Here is a 19594-nt window from a genome sequence, read left to right as displayed (position 1 = left end):
ACTATTGTAATGGATAGCCTGACCTGAAAGGGCACGCCCAAAATCTTTATCTTTGTTTTTTACCAAACATATTCTTTATATCATCTGATAGATTGTATAAAAAGTAGTACTTTCGCAATCATTTAAATAGAATATTGATTACCATAAAAGTTTATACATGAAAAATACGGCTTTGACAGATAGACATATTGCATTAGGCGCTAAAATGGCCCCATTTGCTGGTTATAATATGCCGATTTCATATACAGGAATTAGAGAAGAACACGATGCGGTAAGAAACGTTGGAGGTATGTTCGATGTATCCCATATGGGTGAATTTATTGTTAAGGGTAAAGAAGCACTGGACTTAATTCAATGGGTTACATCTAATGATGTTTCAAAATTAAATATAGGTGATGTGCAATATTCCTGCTTACCTAATAAGTCGGGTGGAATCGTAGATGATCTTTTGGTATATCGATTACTCGAAGATCACTGTGCCGAAGGAGAGCGATCTTATATGTTGGTCGTTAATGCATCTAATATTGAAAAAGATTGGGATTGGATCATGGCAAACCATCATTTTGATGCACGCATGATCAATATTTCTGATCAAACCGGATTAATAGCTGTACAAGGTCCAGCGGTATTTCATTTGTTACAATCCTTGACGGATATTAATTTATCAGAAATTCCGTATTATCATTTTAGAGAAGGTGTGTTTGCAGGCGTTGAAAACGTAATAATATCGGCTACTGGTTACACAGGTGCAGGTGGATTCGAACTGTATTGTGGCAATGAAAATATTGGGCATTTATGGGATGAAGTATTGCGTGTAGGTGGTTCATCAGGATTAATTCCTGTTGGATTGGGGGCACGGGACACGTTACGTCTAGAAATGGGTTTTTGCTTGTATGGAAATGATATAGATGATCAGACTTCACCATTAGAGGCTGGATTGGGATGGATTACGAAATTAAATAAAGGAGATTTTATTGGTAAAGATTGGTTAATGGTTCAAAAAACCAATGGTGTTCAAAAAAAATTATGTGGAATTGTTGTCGATGACCGAAGAGTTCCAAGGCATGGATATACTGTGTGTGATGAATCAGAACAAGAAATTGGAGTGATTACTTCAGGAACTCAATCTCCAACGCTGAATATTCCAATTGGAATGGCTTATCTACCGGTATCTCATTCTAAAATAGGTCAAAAAATAAAAATCAATATGGGATCAAAATTCATTGATGCCCACGTAGTTAACATACCATTTTTAAAAAAATAATAATTTAATAGTTAATCAGTAAACTATTTTCGGTTTCACTTATTTTAAGCTAGTAATATAGTATCCTTGGAATATAGTCAGTGCCGTAAAAAATTTATTGATACTTGGTCACAGTTGGGTGTATCATGGGGTATTAGTCGTACAATGGCTCAAATCCATGCTCTGTTGTTACTGTCTCCCGTGCAAATCAATGCTGAGCAAATCATATCAGAACTTGATATTTCAGGAGGGAATGCCAATACCAATTTAAGATTATTATTAGACTGGGGGTTGATATATAAAGTTCAAGTAACTGGTTCAAGATGTGAATATTTTGTGGCAGAAAAAGATACGCAAATTATATTTAAAAGGATTTTGGAACAGCGTAAGAAAAAGGAATTGGATCCCATTCAAACTGAATTGCAATGTCTATTAGACTGCAAATGTGATAGTGTGGAATCCAAGGAGATGCATAAATTGGTGCTTGACATTACTCAGTTCGCAAGTAAATCGGATAAGTTGTTAAATCAATTAATTAGAACAGATTCACACTGGTTGTTTAATACCTTGTTTAAAGTATTGAATTAATTTAATTTGTAGTAAATGTTATTGGCTGGTAAACTTTTTTTGAATTTGTATAAACTCACTTTGTGTTAATAAAGCCGATCCACTATAGTTTTCCTATCCTATCAAAAATAAAAGATAAAACGTTATTTTTTGAGCAAATTAAAAACACTTTTACTGAAATTAAAAACTCTGGAATATTTAATGATAAAGCAAAAAAAACCATTTTTATATACAGAATAAAAACAAAATCTAAAGTGTATCATGGAATTATCGCTGGAATAGATATCCAGGAATATATTAAAGGGAAAATAAAAAAACACGAAAATACACTCATCAAACAGGAAGAAAATATTATACAGCTCATGAAAGCCCGTCAGGCTATTATTAAACCTGTATTGTTGGCTTATCCGAGCAAGAAGAAAATAAAGGATTTAATTGTAGGCTCTTTCCTTGGTAAAAAACCAAAATTCGTTATTGAGTTCCCAAAAGAACATCAAATCCATGAATTATTTGCAGTAACTAAAATTCAAGCCATTAAGGACATTCAAAAAGCATTCAAGGCACAGGTTCCAAAAGCTTATATTGCAGATGGTCATCACCGCATGGCAGCTGTAAATGATTTATTGCTCGCCAATCCTGATTTGAAAAGTCAGGGACTCAATTATTTTTTATGTGCACTCTTTGACTTTAATGAATTAAGTATTTTTTCATACAATCGACTGGTCCATATTTTGGATTTATTTGATATAGATGTGATTCTTGCACAATTAAGTAAAGTAGCACAGGTCAAAAAAATACCCAACGCTAGACAATCATCAAAAAAATTTGAAATCATACTCTTTACATCCAATTCCTACTATTCCATTGTTTGGAATAAATCTATAATAGCAAAGGTGAAAAAGGAAAAAGGAATAGTCTTTGATATTGATCTTTTTAATGATTATATATTACATGAAATAATGGGTATTGAGGATATTCGTTCGAACCCTAGAATCACTTATGTGGAAGGCGTTAAAGGAACTAAATCCATTATCAAAAGTATTAAGGAAAACAAAGAGTTTATAGGTTTTGGATTTTATCCAGTTAAACGTGGTGAATTCATTAAGATCGCGGATGATGGGAAAGTATTACCTCCAAAAAGTACCTGGTTTGAACCCCGAATTAAAAATGGTTTGGTTATACAACATATAGAGGGTCTATTATCAGCATAATAATGGAGTATGAGAAAATTAAGTTCTGACTATTTATTTGACGGACAACATTTGATTAAAAATGCAGGTATTGTAATAAGTGATGCTGGTGCAATTCTAGAGGTTGTTCAGGAACATGAATACAATCCATCTGAATTCGAATATTTTCCTGGTTTGATTACCCCTGGTTTTATCAATGCTCATTGTCATTTAGAGTTATCCCATTTGAAGAATTTTGTTCCAACAGGAACCGGATTATTGCCATTTATTTCTTCTGTGGTAAGGTTGCGGGACATTCCGGAAGACATCATAATGAAGGCCATTCATGATGCTGATCAATTGATGTGGAAGAATGGAATAGTGGCTGTTGGAGATATTTCAAATAAAATGGATACCATATCAGTAAAACAAAATAGTCGGATTAAATATCACACGTTTATTGAGATGTTTGATTTTATGCAAGAACAATTGACAGATACTTTTTTTGAGAATTACAAAAAAGTATATGATGCCTATGGATCCTTATCAAAATCATTTGTACCTCATGCGGCATACTCTGTTTCTCATAAATTATTTGATCTAATTGCAGAACACAACCAGCCCAATGATGTTATCAGTATACATAATCAGGAAGTTCCGGATGAGGATCAATTGTTTATTAGTAAAGAAGGTGGATTCCAGAAATTCTTTGAGTCTTTTGGATTTTCAATAGAACATTTTAAGCCCATTCATCAATCTGCTGTTCATTATTCAATTCCAAAACTGGATTCAGGAAATCATGTTTTGTTGGTTCACAACACATGCACAAAACCTGCGGACATGATCTATATTCATTCCATGCTTCCAAATGTATATTATGTTACTTGTCCCAATGCAAACTTATATATAGAAAATACATTGCCAGATTATAAATATTTTATAGATCATCAAGTTGCAATGTGTATCGGAACTGATAGCCTTACATCTAATTGGAATTTATCGATCTTGGATGAACTATTGTGTTTGCAAAAATTCCATTCACAGATACCATTGGTTGAATTATTAAAATGGGCTACTTATAATGGCGCAAAAGCACTGCGCATGGATCATCAATTAGGTAGTATCGCAGTAGGAAAATGTCCGGGATTAAATTGGATTTCAAATATTGAAATGGATCATCTTGGAAGTGTTAAATTGTCGATGGATGCTTCTGTTTTAAAAATTGTTTAAGTTTGAAATCATCTTATGGAAACAGAAATTATCGGTGATATTGTAAAGAAATTAAATTTAAGATTTGCCCAAGTCAAAAATGTAATCGAATTATTAGCTCAAGGTTCTACCATTCCTTTTATTGCTAGATACCGAAAGGAATTAACGGGCTCATTGGATGAAGTTCAAATTAGAGATATTCAAAAATCATATCAGGATCTTTTGGATTTGAAGGAACGCAAATTATTTATCCTCAAAACCATAGAAGAACAAGGTCAGCTGACTCAAGAATTGGAGCATAAAATTCTCCAAGCTATTGACCTTATGGCACTGGAAGATCTATATGCACCTTATAAAAAGAAAAAGAAGACCAAGTCCGATATTGCTAAAGAACATGGTTTGCAACCTTTAGCTGATTTATTATTGTTGCAATTAAAAGAAGATTTTTATCCTAAATTGAATAATTATTATTCAGATTTGTTTTTTGATGATGAAATGGTTTTAAGGGGTGCAAGAGATATCATTGCGGAAATGGTGCATCAGAATGATACCCTAAGAAATGTGATGAGGAATTTGTTTATGCAATCAGCATTGATCACAAGTAAAGTCATCAAAAGTAAAGAAATTGAGGCTGTTAAATTTAAAGATTATTTTCAATATTCAGAGTTACTGAAGAAATGTCCTTCCCACAGATATCTTGCGTTATGCAGAGGTGAGGATGAAAAAATGCTGAGGGTGTCATTAGAAGTTGATGATGATCGAATGTTGAATACCATTTTTCATCAATACTTAAAAAATAGTTCCCAAGCATCGCAACAAGTGAAATTGGCAATTGAAGAATCCTATGATCGTTTGTTGAAACCGCTGTTAATTGCCCAGGTAAGACAGATTATTAAAGAGCAATCTGACGATATCGCAATTAAAGTGTTTGCAAAAAATCTAAAGCAATTATTACTGGAAGCTCCACTCGGACAAAAACATGTATTGGCTATTGATCCTGGTTACCGATCCGGTTGTAAAATAGTGTGTTTGGATAGTACAGGTTCCTTATTGGCTTATGAGACTATATATCCCCATCCTCCGGTAGATGAAAGGGCAAAAGGTCTTCAGATCATAAGATCATTGGTGAAAAATTTTAATGTAACGGATATCGCAATCGGTGATGGAACAGCAGGTAAGGAAACTTTTGAATGGTTGCAAGAATCCCTTCAATTACCCGAGGTCAATCTGCATTCGATTAGTGAACAGGGAGCCTCTATTTATTCCGCATCTGACTTGGCAAGAGCTGAATTTCCTGATCTGGACGTAACCATTCGGGGCGCCATCTCTATTGGTCGAAGATTAATGGACCCCTTAGCAGAATTGATTAAGATCGATCCTAAATCAATTGGTGTCGGTCAGTATCAACATGATGTCAACCAAAAATTGTTGCGAGAACATTTGGATGATGTCGTTTTATTTTGTGTGAATGCTGTTGGTGTAAATTTGAATACAGCATCATCCTATTTATTGTCCTATGTAAGTGGTTTGAGCGCAGCATTGTCTGAACAAATAGTACAATATAGAATGCAACATGGTGCCTTTGAATCGCGTGAAGCATTAAAACGAGTGCCTAGATTAGGGCCTAAAGCATTTGAACAGTGTGCTGGATTTTTAAGAATAAGAAATGGAAAACAAATCTTAGATAATACTGGAATTCACCCTGAACGCTATGAATTGATTGAGAAAATTTCAAAAGATTTGGGTCTTTCAAAAGAAGAATTAATAAGATCTAAAAATCTAAATAAACAAATTAAACTGGATCAATACATCTCAGATGATGTTGGTGTTGAAACACTCACTGATATCTTCAAGGAATTGGAAAAACCTGGTTTGGATCCCAGAGGCGGATTTAGTGTTTTTGCATTTGATACTTCAATAAAAAAAATCGAAGATCTAAATGAAGGAATGGTACTGCCGGCTATTGTTACCAATCTTACTAAGTTTGGTGCATTTGTTGATTTGGGCATTAAGACTACAGGTCTCATACATGTTTCTGAAATGAGTTCTAAGTTTATTAATGATCCTATTGAAGTATTGACCTTGCGTGAAAAAATTTATGCTAAAGTGATACAAATAGATTTGACACGAGGTAGAATATTAATGAGCATTAAAGACATTTCTTGGAGGTACGTGGAGTCGATGAATTCAAATTAGTTGGCGCATCTTATGCTATAATATATATAGAAATGAAACATTCATCTAATGATAATTTAACCTATGACATCATCATTATTGGTGCTGGTATAATTGGTTTAGCTACAGCCAGAACCTTGTTAATTCAACATCCAAATTTAAAATTATTAATTCTAGAAAAAGAATCAGACATTGCACTACACCAAACCGGAAGAAACAGTGGCGTTATACATTCAGGTATATATTATAAACCTAAAAGTCTAAAGGCACTCACTTGTTTAGAAGGTTATCAATTGTTGTTGGATTATGTAAAAGAAAAGAATATTCCACACGAATTGTGTGGTAAGCTCATAGTTGCAACAGAGACCAAAGAATTGGATTCCTTAAAAACATTGTACCATAAAGGCATAGAACATGGTTTGACAGAAATTAAACTGATATCAGGTGAGGAAGCGAAACATATGGAACCCAATCTGACATGTTTGCAAGCGATTTGGGTGCCTTATACGGGTATCGTCAATTATAAAGAAGTCTGCAAACGTTTTTTATTGGATATAGTATCCATGGGTGGTCAAATTAAGTACCATGCTGAAGTGACTTCTATGCATCAAAGTTTAGACGAGATCAAGGTTCAACTAAAAACAAAACAAGAACTTAAAACCCGATTTTTAATGGGTTGTGGTGGTTTACAATCAGACCGGATCGCGAAAATGGCCGATTTCGATTTAGATTTCAAAATCGTTCCATTTAAAGGTAATTACTTCAAACTAAATGATGAGAAAAAAGATATCGTTAAGCATTTGATCTATCCGGTCCCTGATGCCAGATTTCCATTTTTAGGAATTCATTATACAAAAATGATTAATGGGGATCAAACCTTGGGTCCTAACGCCTTATTGGCTCTGGACCGGGAAGGTTATAGTAACGGAGATTTTAACTGGCGTGATGCTTGGGATAGTCTAAGCTTTATTGGTTTATGGAAACTTTTGTGGAAGTATTGGCGAACCGGACTCTCAGAAATGTATAAAAACAACAATATGCATTATTTCGCCAGAAAAGCATCAATGATGACCCCAAATATCAAGATCCAAGATTTAAAACCTTATCCAAGTGGTATCAGGGCGCAAGTATTGGATAAAAAAGGGACCCAAATCGATGATTTTCTAATTCTTCAAAAGAAGAATATGATTCATGTCTGCAATGCCCCTTCACCAGCGGCAACAGCAAGTATGGCAATAGCGAAGCATATTGTAAGTATATATAATCAACTTTAGATACCATTAATTAGTTCAGATTTCCTAAATTTACCCGTTTATTCAATGAATGGATAATGATCTCATTGAATATAAAATTAAAATATTTTGTTGTCCGTACAATTATTTATGTAGATTTTTTTTAGAATGTACGATTTGTTTATTGTGACTTTTAAAATATTTAAGAAATAAAAGTGAAATCAAGTTTTTTGACAACATTTTTTAATGAGTAAATGATAGAAACAAAATATCAAAATGATATAAAGAATAGTACTATAAATATGATTTGAAATAAATTATGGAAAAATATATTTTAATAAATAATAATAAAGCACATGAAATGAGTGCTGATCAATTGGATAAAATGAATATAGTCCAATTGGACGAACGCCATTATCACCACATCCATCATAACCGTGGGATTTTAGGAGAAATAGTGAGTATTGATTTAAATGAAAAGAAAGTTATCGTATCCATTCATCAAAAATTACATGAAATAATCATTCAAGATCAATTGGATCAAACCATTGCTTCAATGGGCTTGAATAAAATAAAAAATAATACCGACGTTTCACTCAAAGCACCAATGCCCGGTCTGGTATTGAAAGTATGGGTTGGTCCAGGAGATATTGTAAAAAAAGGAGATAACTTAGTTACACTAGAAGCCATGAAAATGGAGAATATTTTAAAAGCCAATGCTGATGGTTGCATTCAGTCGGTTCATTCTTCACAGGGAGAAAAGGTTAATAAGGGACAATTGCTTATTTTATTTGATAGTGCTAATTCATAATATCCATGTCAAGTAAAAAAGAATGGTTATCCCAAATTAGTAAAGAAAATCCAGGTAAAGACTTAGACCAGTTTAATCATACCATTGATGGTCAAATTAAGGATCTGGCTTTTGCGCACCAGGAAGATATTGAAAGTTTGAACTTTGGATTATCTACTGAACAGGAATCGAATGAATGGAATATTGGAATTCAGTTTCAAATCGAACAACAGGATACTTCATCAGAACCTATTTACTATGCGCTCGAACATGGTGCTGAACATCTTGATTTTTTTTTTAAAAATTCAAGTCAGATCATTAACTATTTAGATGTAATAGACCAAATACATCTGAATATGATACTTACGAGTTGGAATTTTGAACAATTAGATATTCAGACCTGGGACGAATTGATTCAAAAATTTGAATCTCGAAATGCTACATTGGATCATGTGTATTTTCCCATAAACCGAAATCAAAATCATTTTCATCAGGTAATGTTGCAGCGAAAAGATAATAGCATGTTTCAGTCTTTTAATCGCGCATACACATTTCCTTTATTTAATATTTTGGAATGGAAACTTGTCTTGAAAAATTTATCCGATGACTTAAATCTTTATCCATTAGAGAAAAACGAAACGGTGTGGATTGACTTGATACTTGGAAATGATTTTCTTACAACAATAGCATCTATTCGCGCATTAAAAAAATGCCTTCAGTCTAAATTTAAAAGCATACATTTTAGAATTCAAACGAGATTGGATGAGCGTTTATGGAATCAAGATCATCATACTCATTTAATGATAAGCAGTTTGAGTTCTTTGGCATCTAGTATTGCCGGGGTATCAACTATTTGGTGTTCAGGAGCTCGATTTCATACCATGAATGCGGATCCATCCAAGATTAGAAATCTATTGCACGTTCAGCATATATTAAAAAATGAATCTTTTTTAAATAGAGTCATTGATCCGGGAGCAGGGTCTTACTATTTTGAAGATTTAACTGAAAAAATATTTTTGAAATTATATGAATTGTATTAATTCTTCAATTCTCTGCTCTGCATGGGCAAGGCAATTGAGCCGACTGACATTAAATGTAGCACATTCACGTCTTTGCCCAGGATGGGCAACCTATTTGTTCTTCAAATCTCTGCTCTGCATGGGCAAGGCAATTGAGCCGACGGGCATTAAATGTAGCACATTCACGTCTTTGCCAAGGATGGGCAACCTATTTGTAACCAAGAAATCATGAAAAAAATAAATAAAATTCTCATAGCAAATCGTGGTGAAATTGCATTAAGAATTATGCGAACAGCCAAGAGGCTGGGAATTAGCACAGTCGCAGTTTATAGTGATGCAGATCGCAAGGCACCCCATGTTTTATTTGCAGATGAAGCAGTGTACATCGGTGCCTCTCCTTCACGTGAATCTTACTTGAATATAGATAAGATTTTGGCAGCTGCTAAAGAAACGAAAGTAGATGCCATTCATCCCGGATATGGATTTCTAAGTGAGAATCCTTTATTCGCAACGGCTGTAGAAACAGCAGGACTTATTTTTATTGGTCCTCCAGCCTCAGCAATGATTCAGATGGGAAGTAAAATTGCAGCAAAAAAAACAGCGAGAGCTAATCAGGTTCCATTGGTTCCGGGGACCGATGAAGCTATTACAAGCTATGAGTTTGCGTTAAATATCGCCAGAGAAACAGGTTTTCCGTTATTAATAAAAGCTTCAGCAGGAGGAGGAGGAAAAGGCATGCGTCTTGTGCATCGAGAAGAAGAACTCGAAGAGCAAATGAAGATGGCATCTAATGAAGCTTTGGCTGCTTTTGGAGATGGAGCTGTATTTATAGAAAAATTTGTTGCCAAACCAAGACATATTGAGATACAAGTTTTTTGCGATCAACATGGTAATGGTATCTATTTGTTCGAACGAGAATGTAGTATCCAACGACGTCATCAAAAAATAGTAGAAGAAGCCCCCTCATCTTGTCTTACACCTGCCATCAGAAGTCAAATGGGAAGTGATGCCGTAAAGCTTTCTTTAGGTTGTCAATATGTAGGAGCCGGAACGATTGAGTTTTTAGTAGATGAACATATGAATTATTATTTTCTGGAAATGAATACCAGACTTCAGGTTGAACATCCGGTTACAGAAATGATAACAGGTTTGGATTTGGTGGAGATGCAAATACGAATTGCTGAAGGTCATCCACTTTCAATACTTCAAAATGATTTAAAAATCAATGGACATGCTATAGAAATTAGAGTATGTGCAGAAGATCCCTTTAATGATTTTTTACCAAGTATCGGAACCATCGAAACATATCAGATACCTAAAGGCGATCATGTACGTGTAGATGATAGTTATCAGGCAGGCATGGAAATTCCTATAGAATATGATCCTATGATTGGAAAATTGATTGTGCATGGAAGGGATAGAATGGATGCCATTCAAAAAATGAAAGCAGCCATATCAGAATTTAAAATTACAGGTGTTGAAACCATATTGCCTTTTTGTGATTTTGTATTATCCCATAAAGATTTCATAAGTGGACAGTTTGATACGCGTTTTGTTAGTTTGTATTATGATGAATTCAAATCATTATATCCAAATGCTATTGAATCTGAGGCAGCGGCAATCATAGCACTAAAAGCCTATTTAGATGAACTTCAAATTACTAGAAGTGTAAAAGTAACTGGAAATCAATGGATGAACACGACCAACTAATTTCTAAATAGTGGATGATCAGGAATTACAATGATGGAAAATAAATCAGAAAAAAAATGGATGACTTCAGAACTCATAGAAGTTCAGGCGCATTACGAAAATCACAAGAATTCAGGTGATTTGTTAAAATATGTATCCGGCTTGGCGCCTTTTTTAAGGGGGCCTTATGGTTCAATGTATGTTACTCAACCTTGGACTATTCGTCAATATGCAGGTTTTTCCAATGCTAAAGACAGTAATGCTTTTTATCGTAGAAATTTAGCTCAAGGGCAGAAGGGACTTTCTGTAGCATTTGATCTGGCGACGCATCGTGGATATGATTCGGATCACCCTAGAGTAGTGGGTGATGTTGGAAAAGCTGGAGTTGCAATTGATTCAGTAGAAGATATGAAGATTTTATTTGATCAGATACCATTGGATCAAATATCAGTTTCCATGACGATGAATGGTGCTGTAATTCCTATATTAGCTTTCTATATTGTTGCGGCTGAAGAGCAAGGTGTGCCGATGGAAAAACTTTCAGGCACCATCCAAAATGATATTTTGAAAGAATTTATGGTGCGTAATACGTACATCTATCCACCTTCACATTCGATGAGATTGGTTTCAGATATTTTTAGTTATTGTTCTAAAAACATGCCTAAATTCAATTCGATCAGTGTGTCAGGATATCATATTCATGAAGCGGGCGCACCTGCTGATTTAGAATTGGCATATACCTTAGCTGATGGTTTAGAATACTTGCGAACGGGTATAAAAGGTGGATTAAATATCGATGAATTTGCCCCACGTATTTCATTCTTTTGGGGCATTGGAATGAATTTTTTTATGGAAGTCGCGAAATTGCGCGCAGCAAGAGTTTTATGGTCAGAAATAGTGGCTCAATTCAATCCAAAAAATCCAAAATCACAAGCACTGAGAACACATTGTCAGACATCAGGTTGGAGTTTAACGGAACAAGATCCTTATAACAATGTGACTCGAACAATGATTGAGGCGATGGCTGCAGTCTTAGGTGGAACTCAATCTTTGCATACCAATTCTTTAGATGAAGCTATTGCATTGCCTACGGATTTCTCAGCTAAAATTGCTCGTGATACCCAATTATTTATTCAGAAGGAATCTCATGTTACCAGAACGGTGGATCCATTTGGTGGATCTTATTATATCGAATCATTAACCCAGGAATTAATCAATAAAGCCAGAATTCATATGGCTGAAATTGAAGCTCATGGTGGTATGGCACGTTCTATTGAAATTGGATTACCCAAATTTAAAATTGAAGAAGCAGCCGCACGAAAACAAGCAAAAATTGATTCTGGAGAAGATCTTATTATCGGGGTGAATATATTTCAGTCTACAGACAAATACCAATTCGATATTTTAGACATTGATAATTCATTGGTACGTGAAGAACAAATTCAAAAAATAAAGGAGATCAAATCTACTCGAAACCATGAAAAAGTTTCTGATATTTTAAAACAATTAACTTATGCATGTACGGATACATCTACAAATATTTTAGCATTAGCTATTGAAGCTGCAAGGCAAAGAGCTACACTAGGAGAGATCAGTTATGCTTTAGAAATAAGTTTTGGGCGTTATATTGCAGACTCAAAATTAGTTACCGGAGTGTATAGTCATTTTTCAAAAAATCAGAGTGCCATAAATGATATACGTAAGTTGTCAGACCGATTTGCACAATTGGATGGAAGACGTCCTAGAATTATAGTTGCCAAGTTAGGTCAGGATGGTCACGATCGGGGAGCAAGGATAATTGCCACTGGATTCGCTGATTTAGGATTTGACGTGGACATAGCCCCCTTATTCCAAACACCTGAAGAAGCTGCTCAACAAGCTTGTGATAATGATGTGCATGTTCTTGGAATATCTTCCCTTGCTGCAGGTCACAAGACCTTGGTTCCACAAGCTATCAATGCGTTAAAAGCTCTGGGTAGGCCCGATATATTAGTTGTAGTAGGTGGGGTAATCCCAGAGAAGGATTATAACTTTTTATATGAATCTGGAACTGCTGCCATTTTTGGTCCAGGTACTCCAATCACTTCTGCTGCGCAAATGGTACTCAACAAAATGTTTGAGCGATTTTATCCTGAGGTTCAGATAAATTAATTATAATATTCGTTTCAAACAAGTTTTAGTTCAAATTCTTCAATGCTTATGAAGATGTGAAGTAGATCAGCCTTCTGGTCTAAGGGGACACCACCATCATTAAATTAGTCGTGTTATTTTAGGATTTATTTATCAACCTGTATAGCTATTTTAGGACAAGCCAATTAACTTGTATAGCTAATTTAGGACAAGACATACGACAAGACAAAGCCGTGGATAAGCCGTGGATAAGTCGTGGAAAAGTCGTGGGCAAGGCGTGGTTGAATGCGGGTGTCAGAAACTATAAATTTGTGATAGTGCTTCCAAATGAACTCTCATTAACTTTCTATCAAATATTAATAAAGTGGATATAGAGTAAAGGGCAGGTTTGATGCCAAAGTAATAACACATTAGCTATCATGCTACAGCTAATTATTAACCAAGCATATGTATTTTTTATATTTTAGTTGAAAAACATGTTTTACTTTTGTTTTAAAGCACTTGCCTTTTAAGTCCATAATTCATGGTCAATAGATGTTTTTAAAGGTAAAGTGAAAAAGATAAAGTAACTATATGAAAAAAATCATTACATCACTTATCTTCCTGTTAGTAACTGTTGATGGATTTTCAAAATGTGCATCTTTCGGAATTTATTTTTGGCCGAATAAGAAGACAATTCATCAAAACTCAATTTTAGTAATGGAAGGCTTTGGAACAAGTCAAAAAATAGTTAGCGGACTTGGGACAACTTACATTCCATATTTAAAGACAGGTACACAAAAAATAAAATTAAAAGTCCAAGAAATTCTTGTTGGACAATATGAATTGACTCAGGCATTGTTAAAACCGGAAACTAATCTTTCTGTGGGACAAGAATATGAACTCACTATTGAAAATTTACTCGATTTTGAAAATGAAGTTCCAATAATAAATAATTACACAGGAGAAAATGAATCAATTAAATGGATAGTAATTGCACAACAAGACATTTCCGCACCAACTTGGACTAATGGACCTAAATTCAAAAACAGCACTTATGAAGAATATGGATGTGGCCCAGAGACTTTTGTAAATTTTACATTCTCAGCAAATAGTAATTCTGAATTTTTAATTCGTACTGTTGTAAAAAATTTATCAACTGGGAAGGAAACCGCTTATTATCTGCCAAATAGAGATAATGTAATTGAAGTTGGACACGATATGTGTTCGGGGGCTTTTGTTTTCTACGATGGCAACAAATTTGAAGTAGAATTTTGTTTATTTAATGAATATGGGAACTTCACAAAATGGCAAGGTGAAAAGATTGAATTTCTAAGACCAAAATGAAATAAATTGGGAATAAATTTTCAAACTGTAAGATAATTGTCCCTTATTATAAGGATCATATAGATGTTAAGTTTAATCTGAATTTTCAAATTTTATTTTTTAGTAAAGGAATAGTCAGATATACTTTTTTAATAGATTTTAAAATACTTACTTTTAATGCATTTCAGTCCTTAGGATTAAATGACAAATTGATAAAAATGTTAAAACCATGAATGCCGTAATCGAGGGATGTACTCAACTCGGATGGTCAATAATTTTTTCCATAATTTGTGATTTGATTTAAGCTTTAGATTAAGATCAAATTGTTTTAATCCTTTGTTCATATAATTACATGTTGATTTATAGACGTCTTTTATCAGTTTTTGAAGATATAGCTTTGTATATTTGTCAAAATTTTCATTGTTAATACGTGTCGAATAAGCCAAAGATGTAAATATTTCATTCTGCATTTGGAAATTAAAATTGAACAAATCATTTTTTTGAAAAGAATACTAAAACAGACGATTAGCATATACTCTGATAGGGGTAGATCGAATGTTTTTTATAAAGAATTGAAGACGATTTTTAGAGAAGTACTATTAGTCTATTTTTTATTTTTCAATTATTTGTTTTCAAGTGGACAATCCAATATTAAAATTGATCAAATATCAGTCAATAATGGCCTTTCTCAAGGATTGATCTTAGATATAATACAAAGCCGAGATGGCTTCATATGGATAGGAACCAAGGATGGATTGAATCGGTACGACGGTATCCGATTCGAAGTCTATACACCAGACCCCTTCAATCCGTTTGCTATTAGTGATAGCGAAATAAGATTGCTTTTTGAAGACAGCCGTGGGTTAATATGGGTAGTGTTTAAGGATGGTATGGATGTATTAGACCCTAAAAGAGGACTTTTTTTTCATATAAATCACAAAGGTGAAAATATTTATTACGATCATATAAATAGCATCGTTGAGGCAGTGGATGGATCCATTTGGTTTTCTGACCAATATCGGTTGTGGAAGATTAATATTCAAAATGATTTACTTTCAAAGGCAATAGAACAAGGGGAGGCCCATATTGAACCAAATTTCATGATTATTCCAATTGAAAATGTAAACAGCGAATCAGACGAAAAACTAGTTATTCATTCACTTTTTTTATCTCTAGGAAAAAAATTGCTCCTGTGTTCATCACAAGGGCTTTTGCGCTTTGACCCTGTGTCACAGAAGTTATATCCAGAATTACCATTGGCTGGGTTCAGTATTTATAGGATGGCTGAAAATAAAGATGGAGATTGGTTGTTGCAAGGAAGCAGACTCAATGGAAAACCGGTTTGGATATGGAAGACAGCTGATAAAGTGAGTTACCGTGAAGATCAATTAGTGGGGATTGAATCACCGGACTTTGTATTTGATGACACAGGTTGTTTCTGGACAAATCGTGATAAAATCATTCAAAAATGGAAGCCATCAGAGTTCATTGCAAATGGCAAACCTGACTTGGAATTTCTGTACCACCAAAACAATGATGCATTTGGTTTCAATGATTTCTTAAAAGACAAAAGCAATCTGATTTGGATAGGTACCAGCGGCTATGGTACATTAAAAATCAATGAAAAAGGTAATAAATTCAAAACCGTGTTGCCAGGAACAGCCCATCGTATGTTGAAAGAAGACCCGCAGGGATTTCTCTACATTTCAGGCGTTCCTGAAAAAAAATTTCTTTCAACAACTTTTGACCGAAGCCTGCCAAATAGCGATGTGTCTATAGCTAGTGATAATAAGTATGAAGATTTTGCTTTTGATACAGCAGGTAATATTTGGCAGCTTAACAAATCCAAATCCATCGTGTATCGCAAAGATGCCTTGACTAAAAAAGTAAAGTCATATCCAAGTAAGGGCATTGCGCTACTATTTGATCGGAATGGAAAATTATTAATTGTCAATGAAAAAGGATTAGAGCGCTTTGATTGCGACAAGGAAATAAGCGATTATTTTCCTTTTGACAAGCCCCAAAAACAGCTATCCGAAAATTCCCATTTTATGTACGAAGACCACGACGGTATAGTATGGATTTTCGGTTTTGAAGGTCTTACGAAGGCGACCCCAACCCAGTCTGGATATCTTTACAAACAATACCTGAATAATCCCTCGGACCGTAATTCACTTTCAATCAATACTGTGCTGTGTGTCGCTGATGATCCATGTGAACCCAATCGCTACCTTTGGGTGGGCACTAAAAATGGTGGTTTGAACCGTCTTGACAAACATAAAGGCGAGTTTAGACAATTTAACAAGGGACAAGGGCTCCCCGATAATGTCGTGTATGGTATTTTAACAGAAGACAAGGGTAAGCCATTTATTTGGTTGAGTACTAATAAAGGTCTTTGCCGATTCGATGTTCGATCAGAAACCACTAAAAACTTCACAGTGGCAGATGGTTTGCAAGCCAATGAATTTAACAGTCCGAGTTATTTGAAAACCCACAACGGTACTATGATTTTCGGTGGTGTGAATGGATTAACAGTGTTCCATCCTGACAGTCTCCGTTTCAATGATCATGTACCTCTTATCCATATCGTCGGTTTTCAAGTTAACAATAAGAAGTATGTCATTTCAGATAAATCGTCCATTTCCCTTGCTCACGATCAAAACTTAATTAGTTTTGAATTTGCTGCATTGGAATTCACCAATCCTGAGCAAAACCAGTATCGTTACCAATTGGTTGGTGTGGACAATGAATGGGTTTCGCTTGGAAATAAAAATAGTGTGCAATTTGCCAATCTCGCTCCAGGCACTTATAACTTCAAAGTAGACGGCAGCAATAATGATGGTACATGGAGTTCACATCCCGCCGAACTTAAGTTTATCATTCGCCCACCATGGTTTGCTTCTTTTTGGGCATACTTGGTTTATATCGCTTTAGGCGCAGGAGCTGTGGTGTTGTATTATCGTTTTCGTTTTCGTCAACGACTTAAACTACAGGAAACACTACGATTGAAAGAAATGGATGAATTTAAAAGTCGATTTTTTACCAACATCACCCACGAATTTAGAACACCACTTACGGTAATATTAGGAATGAGCGAACAGTTAGTCAATGATGTGAAAGATCAAAATCAGATCAAGAAAATTGGTTTAATCAAACGGAATGGAGACAATTTATTACGCCTGATCAATCAAATTCTGGATTTATCTAAATTAGAATCAAATACGTTAAAACTTAATTATATCCATGGCGATGTTCTGGCTTATTTAAAATATATAGTGGAGAGTTTGCATTCATTAGCTAATGCTCAAAATTTATTATTGCGAGTTGAAAGTGACCAAGTTAAAATCGAAATGGATTACGACCCTGAACGAATATTGCAAATTGCCTATAACTTACTTTCCAATGCAATAAAATTTACCCCATCAGGCGGAAAAATAATATTGAAAGCTGATCTGAATGGATCTTGGCTTCACTTATCTATTTCAGATACAGGTGTTGGAATTCCTGAAGATGAAATTCCTTTTTTATTCGAACGTTTTTTTCAGGCTAAAAATCAGGAACACACAAAATCAGGTGGATCAGGAATTGGCTTATCCCTCGTCAATGAATTAGTAAGAGCAATGGGTGGATTTATTAATGTAGAAAGTAAAATTGGAGTTGGTTCAAAGTTTAGCATTAGACTTCCGATTACGAATAAGGGCATCAAAGATTCTAGTTTAGTAATTCAAACATTGGATTTGAATAAAGTTTTACATCCTAATTTAGAATTATCTAATAAAAATATTAATGATTCAGATAATGATTCTGATAAATCTTTATTTTCTCAAATCTTATTAATTGAAGACAACCCTGATGTGGTTGAATATCTTACAGCTTGTTTGCAGACAAAATTTCAACTTGATTTTGCATTTAATGGCCAAGCAGGAATTGGCAAAGCATTAGAGACTATTCCCGATATCATTATTAGTGATGTTATGATGCCGATAAAAGATGGTTTTGATGTATTGGAAAAATTAAAGCTAGATGAAAAAACCAGCCATATTCCAATAATACTTCTAACGGCCAAAGCAGATATTCAAAGTAGATTAACTGGACTTAGAAAAGGTGCCGATGCTTATCTCTCAAAGCCTTTTCACCAAGAAGAACTCATTGTTACTGTAGAAAACCTTCTTGCTTCAAGACGACTTTTGCAAGCTAAATTCCAGCAAAACAACTGGCTCAAATCTGAAGTAAAAGAAATAATCAGTGAAGATATCGAAGATGCTTTTTTACAGAAATTCAGAGCTGTCGTAGAAAAGAATTTATCAGATACCGATTTTGAAATGCCACAATTAGAACGCGCACTATCCATGAGTCGTAGTCAAATCTATCGAAAGATCAAAGCACTGACAGATAAGTCACCAAGTTTGTTGATCCGTTCTATTAGATTGCATCATGGTAGAAATCTATTATTAACTACTCAGCTTAGTGTTTCGGAGATTGCATATCAGGTTGGTTATTCTGCTGTGAATAATTTTTCCGATGCATATCTGGACGAATTTGGTGAAAGGCCTATGAAGACAAGAGGGAGCTAAAGTTAAAGTTATTAGAAAAAGCGGAATTTTTGAAATTCACAGTATCTTGAAAATCACACTATAAACTTGATTCCGGTTCACTACTCAGAAATTCCTTTGGAGTTAAAACAGTTAAATTACTCCATTTAAAATCCTTTACATTTCTAGTTAAAATTATTTTTAAGTTGCCTTCTTCTGCACTAAAACTTTGAACACCATCTTCTAAATCTTTAAATTTGGAATCTAAAGCTTTCACGATAGTGGACTCTCCAACATTTAATACATTAACCAATTCCATTAATTGTTCAAGCTTTTTTTTCGCAAAAGAAGCATTTACCAACTTACTAATGATGTAATACGTGTTCGTAACCGTAACTGAAGAGATAAATAATTCATATTTACCTTCCACTGAATATTGAAATATATCTTTAATGTCTTCTGAATAGGGTTCTCTCTTGGTGAGAAAATCGATAATTAGGTTAGTGTCAAGAAATATGTTCATTCGTTCAATTA

General features: G+C 34.4%; 13 protein-coding genes. 12 read left to right on the top strand and 1 reads right to left on the bottom strand.

Annotation, left to right across the window (positions count from 1 at the left end; genetic code table 11):
- Positions 1-157 precede the first annotated feature (157 nt).
- The 12 genes from gcvT to IPK88_18610 all read left to right on the top strand — a co-directional run bounded on the left by gcvT (position 158) and on the right by IPK88_18610 (position 19102).
- The gene (gene gcvT, locus IPK88_18665) at positions 158-1264 is read left to right on the top strand and encodes a glycine cleavage system aminomethyltransferase GcvT (protein MBK8245456.1); all 1107 of its coding nucleotides are present in this window, start codon (positions 158-160) and stop codon (positions 1262-1264) included.
- Between the two features lie 66 nt (positions 1265-1330).
- Entirely contained in the window at positions 1331-1831 is a 501-nt protein-coding gene (locus IPK88_18660) for a transcriptional regulator (protein MBK8245455.1), read from the top strand.
- 62 nt (positions 1832-1893) lie between these two features.
- Entirely contained in the window at positions 1894-3021 is a 1128-nt protein-coding gene (locus IPK88_18655) for a DUF1015 domain-containing protein (GenBank protein ID MBK8245454.1), read from the top strand.
- Positions 3022-3030: 9 nt separating this feature from the next.
- Positions 3031-4209: an amidohydrolase family protein gene (locus IPK88_18650; protein ID MBK8245453.1), complete on the top strand. Its 1179-nt coding sequence runs from the start codon at positions 3031-3033 to the stop codon at positions 4207-4209.
- A gap of 15 nt (positions 4210-4224) precedes the next feature.
- Entirely contained in the window at positions 4225-6384 is a 2160-nt protein-coding gene (locus IPK88_18645) for an RNA-binding transcriptional accessory protein (protein ID MBK8245452.1), read from the top strand.
- On the top strand, positions 6351-7637 hold the full coding sequence (gene lhgO, locus IPK88_18640; protein MBK8245451.1) for an L-2-hydroxyglutarate oxidase: 1287 nt from the start codon (positions 6351-6353) through the stop codon (positions 7635-7637). The genes IPK88_18645 and lhgO overlap by 34 nt, the downstream gene beginning before the upstream one ends.
- A 277-nt stretch (positions 7638-7914) precedes the next feature.
- Complete coding sequence (locus IPK88_18635; protein MBK8245450.1) at positions 7915-8406, top strand: acetyl-CoA carboxylase biotin carboxyl carrier protein subunit; 492 nt, start codon at positions 7915-7917, stop codon at positions 8404-8406.
- A gap of 5 nt (positions 8407-8411) precedes the next feature.
- Positions 8412-9425: a hypothetical protein gene (locus IPK88_18630; GenBank protein ID MBK8245449.1), complete on the top strand. Its 1014-nt coding sequence runs from the start codon at positions 8412-8414 to the stop codon at positions 9423-9425.
- A 216-nt stretch (positions 9426-9641) separates the two neighbouring features.
- Positions 9642-11114 (top strand): acetyl-CoA carboxylase biotin carboxylase subunit, encoded by a 1473-nt coding sequence (locus tag IPK88_18625; protein MBK8245448.1) that lies wholly within the window; start codon positions 9642-9644, stop codon positions 11112-11114.
- A 30-nt stretch (positions 11115-11144) separates the two neighbouring features.
- Positions 11145-13244 carry a methylmalonyl-CoA mutase gene (gene scpA / locus IPK88_18620; GenBank protein MBK8245447.1) on the top strand — a complete coding sequence of 700 codons (2100 nt, stop codon included), beginning with the start codon at positions 11145-11147 and terminating at the stop codon, positions 13242-13244.
- Positions 13245-13796: 552 nt separating this feature from the next.
- Positions 13797-14549: a hypothetical protein gene (locus IPK88_18615; protein MBK8245446.1), complete on the top strand. Its 753-nt coding sequence runs from the start codon at positions 13797-13799 to the stop codon at positions 14547-14549.
- 479 nt (positions 14550-15028) lie between these two features.
- Entirely contained in the window at positions 15029-19102 is a 4074-nt protein-coding gene (locus IPK88_18610) for a response regulator (GenBank protein MBK8245445.1), read from the top strand.
- A gap of 58 nt (positions 19103-19160) precedes the next feature.
- Here the strand turns inward: IPK88_18610 and IPK88_18605 are convergent, their stop codons facing one another.
- Positions 19161-19583 (bottom strand): PIN domain-containing protein, encoded by a 423-nt coding sequence (locus tag IPK88_18605; protein ID MBK8245444.1) that lies wholly within the window; start codon positions 19581-19583, stop codon positions 19161-19163.
- Between the last annotated feature and the right edge of the window lie 11 nt (positions 19584-19594).

The organism is Candidatus Defluviibacterium haderslevense (genome assembly GCA_016712225.1).
Lineage (GTDB): Bacteria > Bacteroidota > Bacteroidia > Chitinophagales > Saprospiraceae > Vicinibacter > Vicinibacter haderslevensis.
This window is presented reverse-complemented; position numbering and strand designations above follow the sequence as displayed.

Coding starts and splice junctions, on each gene's coding strand:
- gcvT (MBK8245456.1), top strand. CDS start 158: ATGAAAAATACGGCTTTGACAGATAGACATATTGCATTAGGCGCTAAA.
- scpA (MBK8245447.1), top strand. CDS start 11,145: ATGATGGAAAATAAATCAGAAAAAAAATGGATGACTTCAGAACTCATA.
- IPK88_18605 (MBK8245444.1), bottom strand. CDS start 19,583: ATGAACATATTTCTTGACACTAACCTAATTATCGATTTTCTCACCAAG.
- IPK88_18645 (MBK8245452.1), top strand. CDS start 4,225: ATGGAAACAGAAATTATCGGTGATATTGTAAAGAAATTAAATTTAAGA.
- IPK88_18615 (MBK8245446.1), top strand. CDS start 13,797: ATGAAAAAAATCATTACATCACTTATCTTCCTGTTAGTAACTGTTGAT.
- IPK88_18650 (MBK8245453.1), top strand. CDS start 3,031: ATGAGAAAATTAAGTTCTGACTATTTATTTGACGGACAACATTTGATT.
- IPK88_18635 (MBK8245450.1), top strand. CDS start 7,915: ATGGAAAAATATATTTTAATAAATAATAATAAAGCACATGAAATGAGT.
- IPK88_18630 (MBK8245449.1), top strand. CDS start 8,412: ATGTCAAGTAAAAAAGAATGGTTATCCCAAATTAGTAAAGAAAATCCA.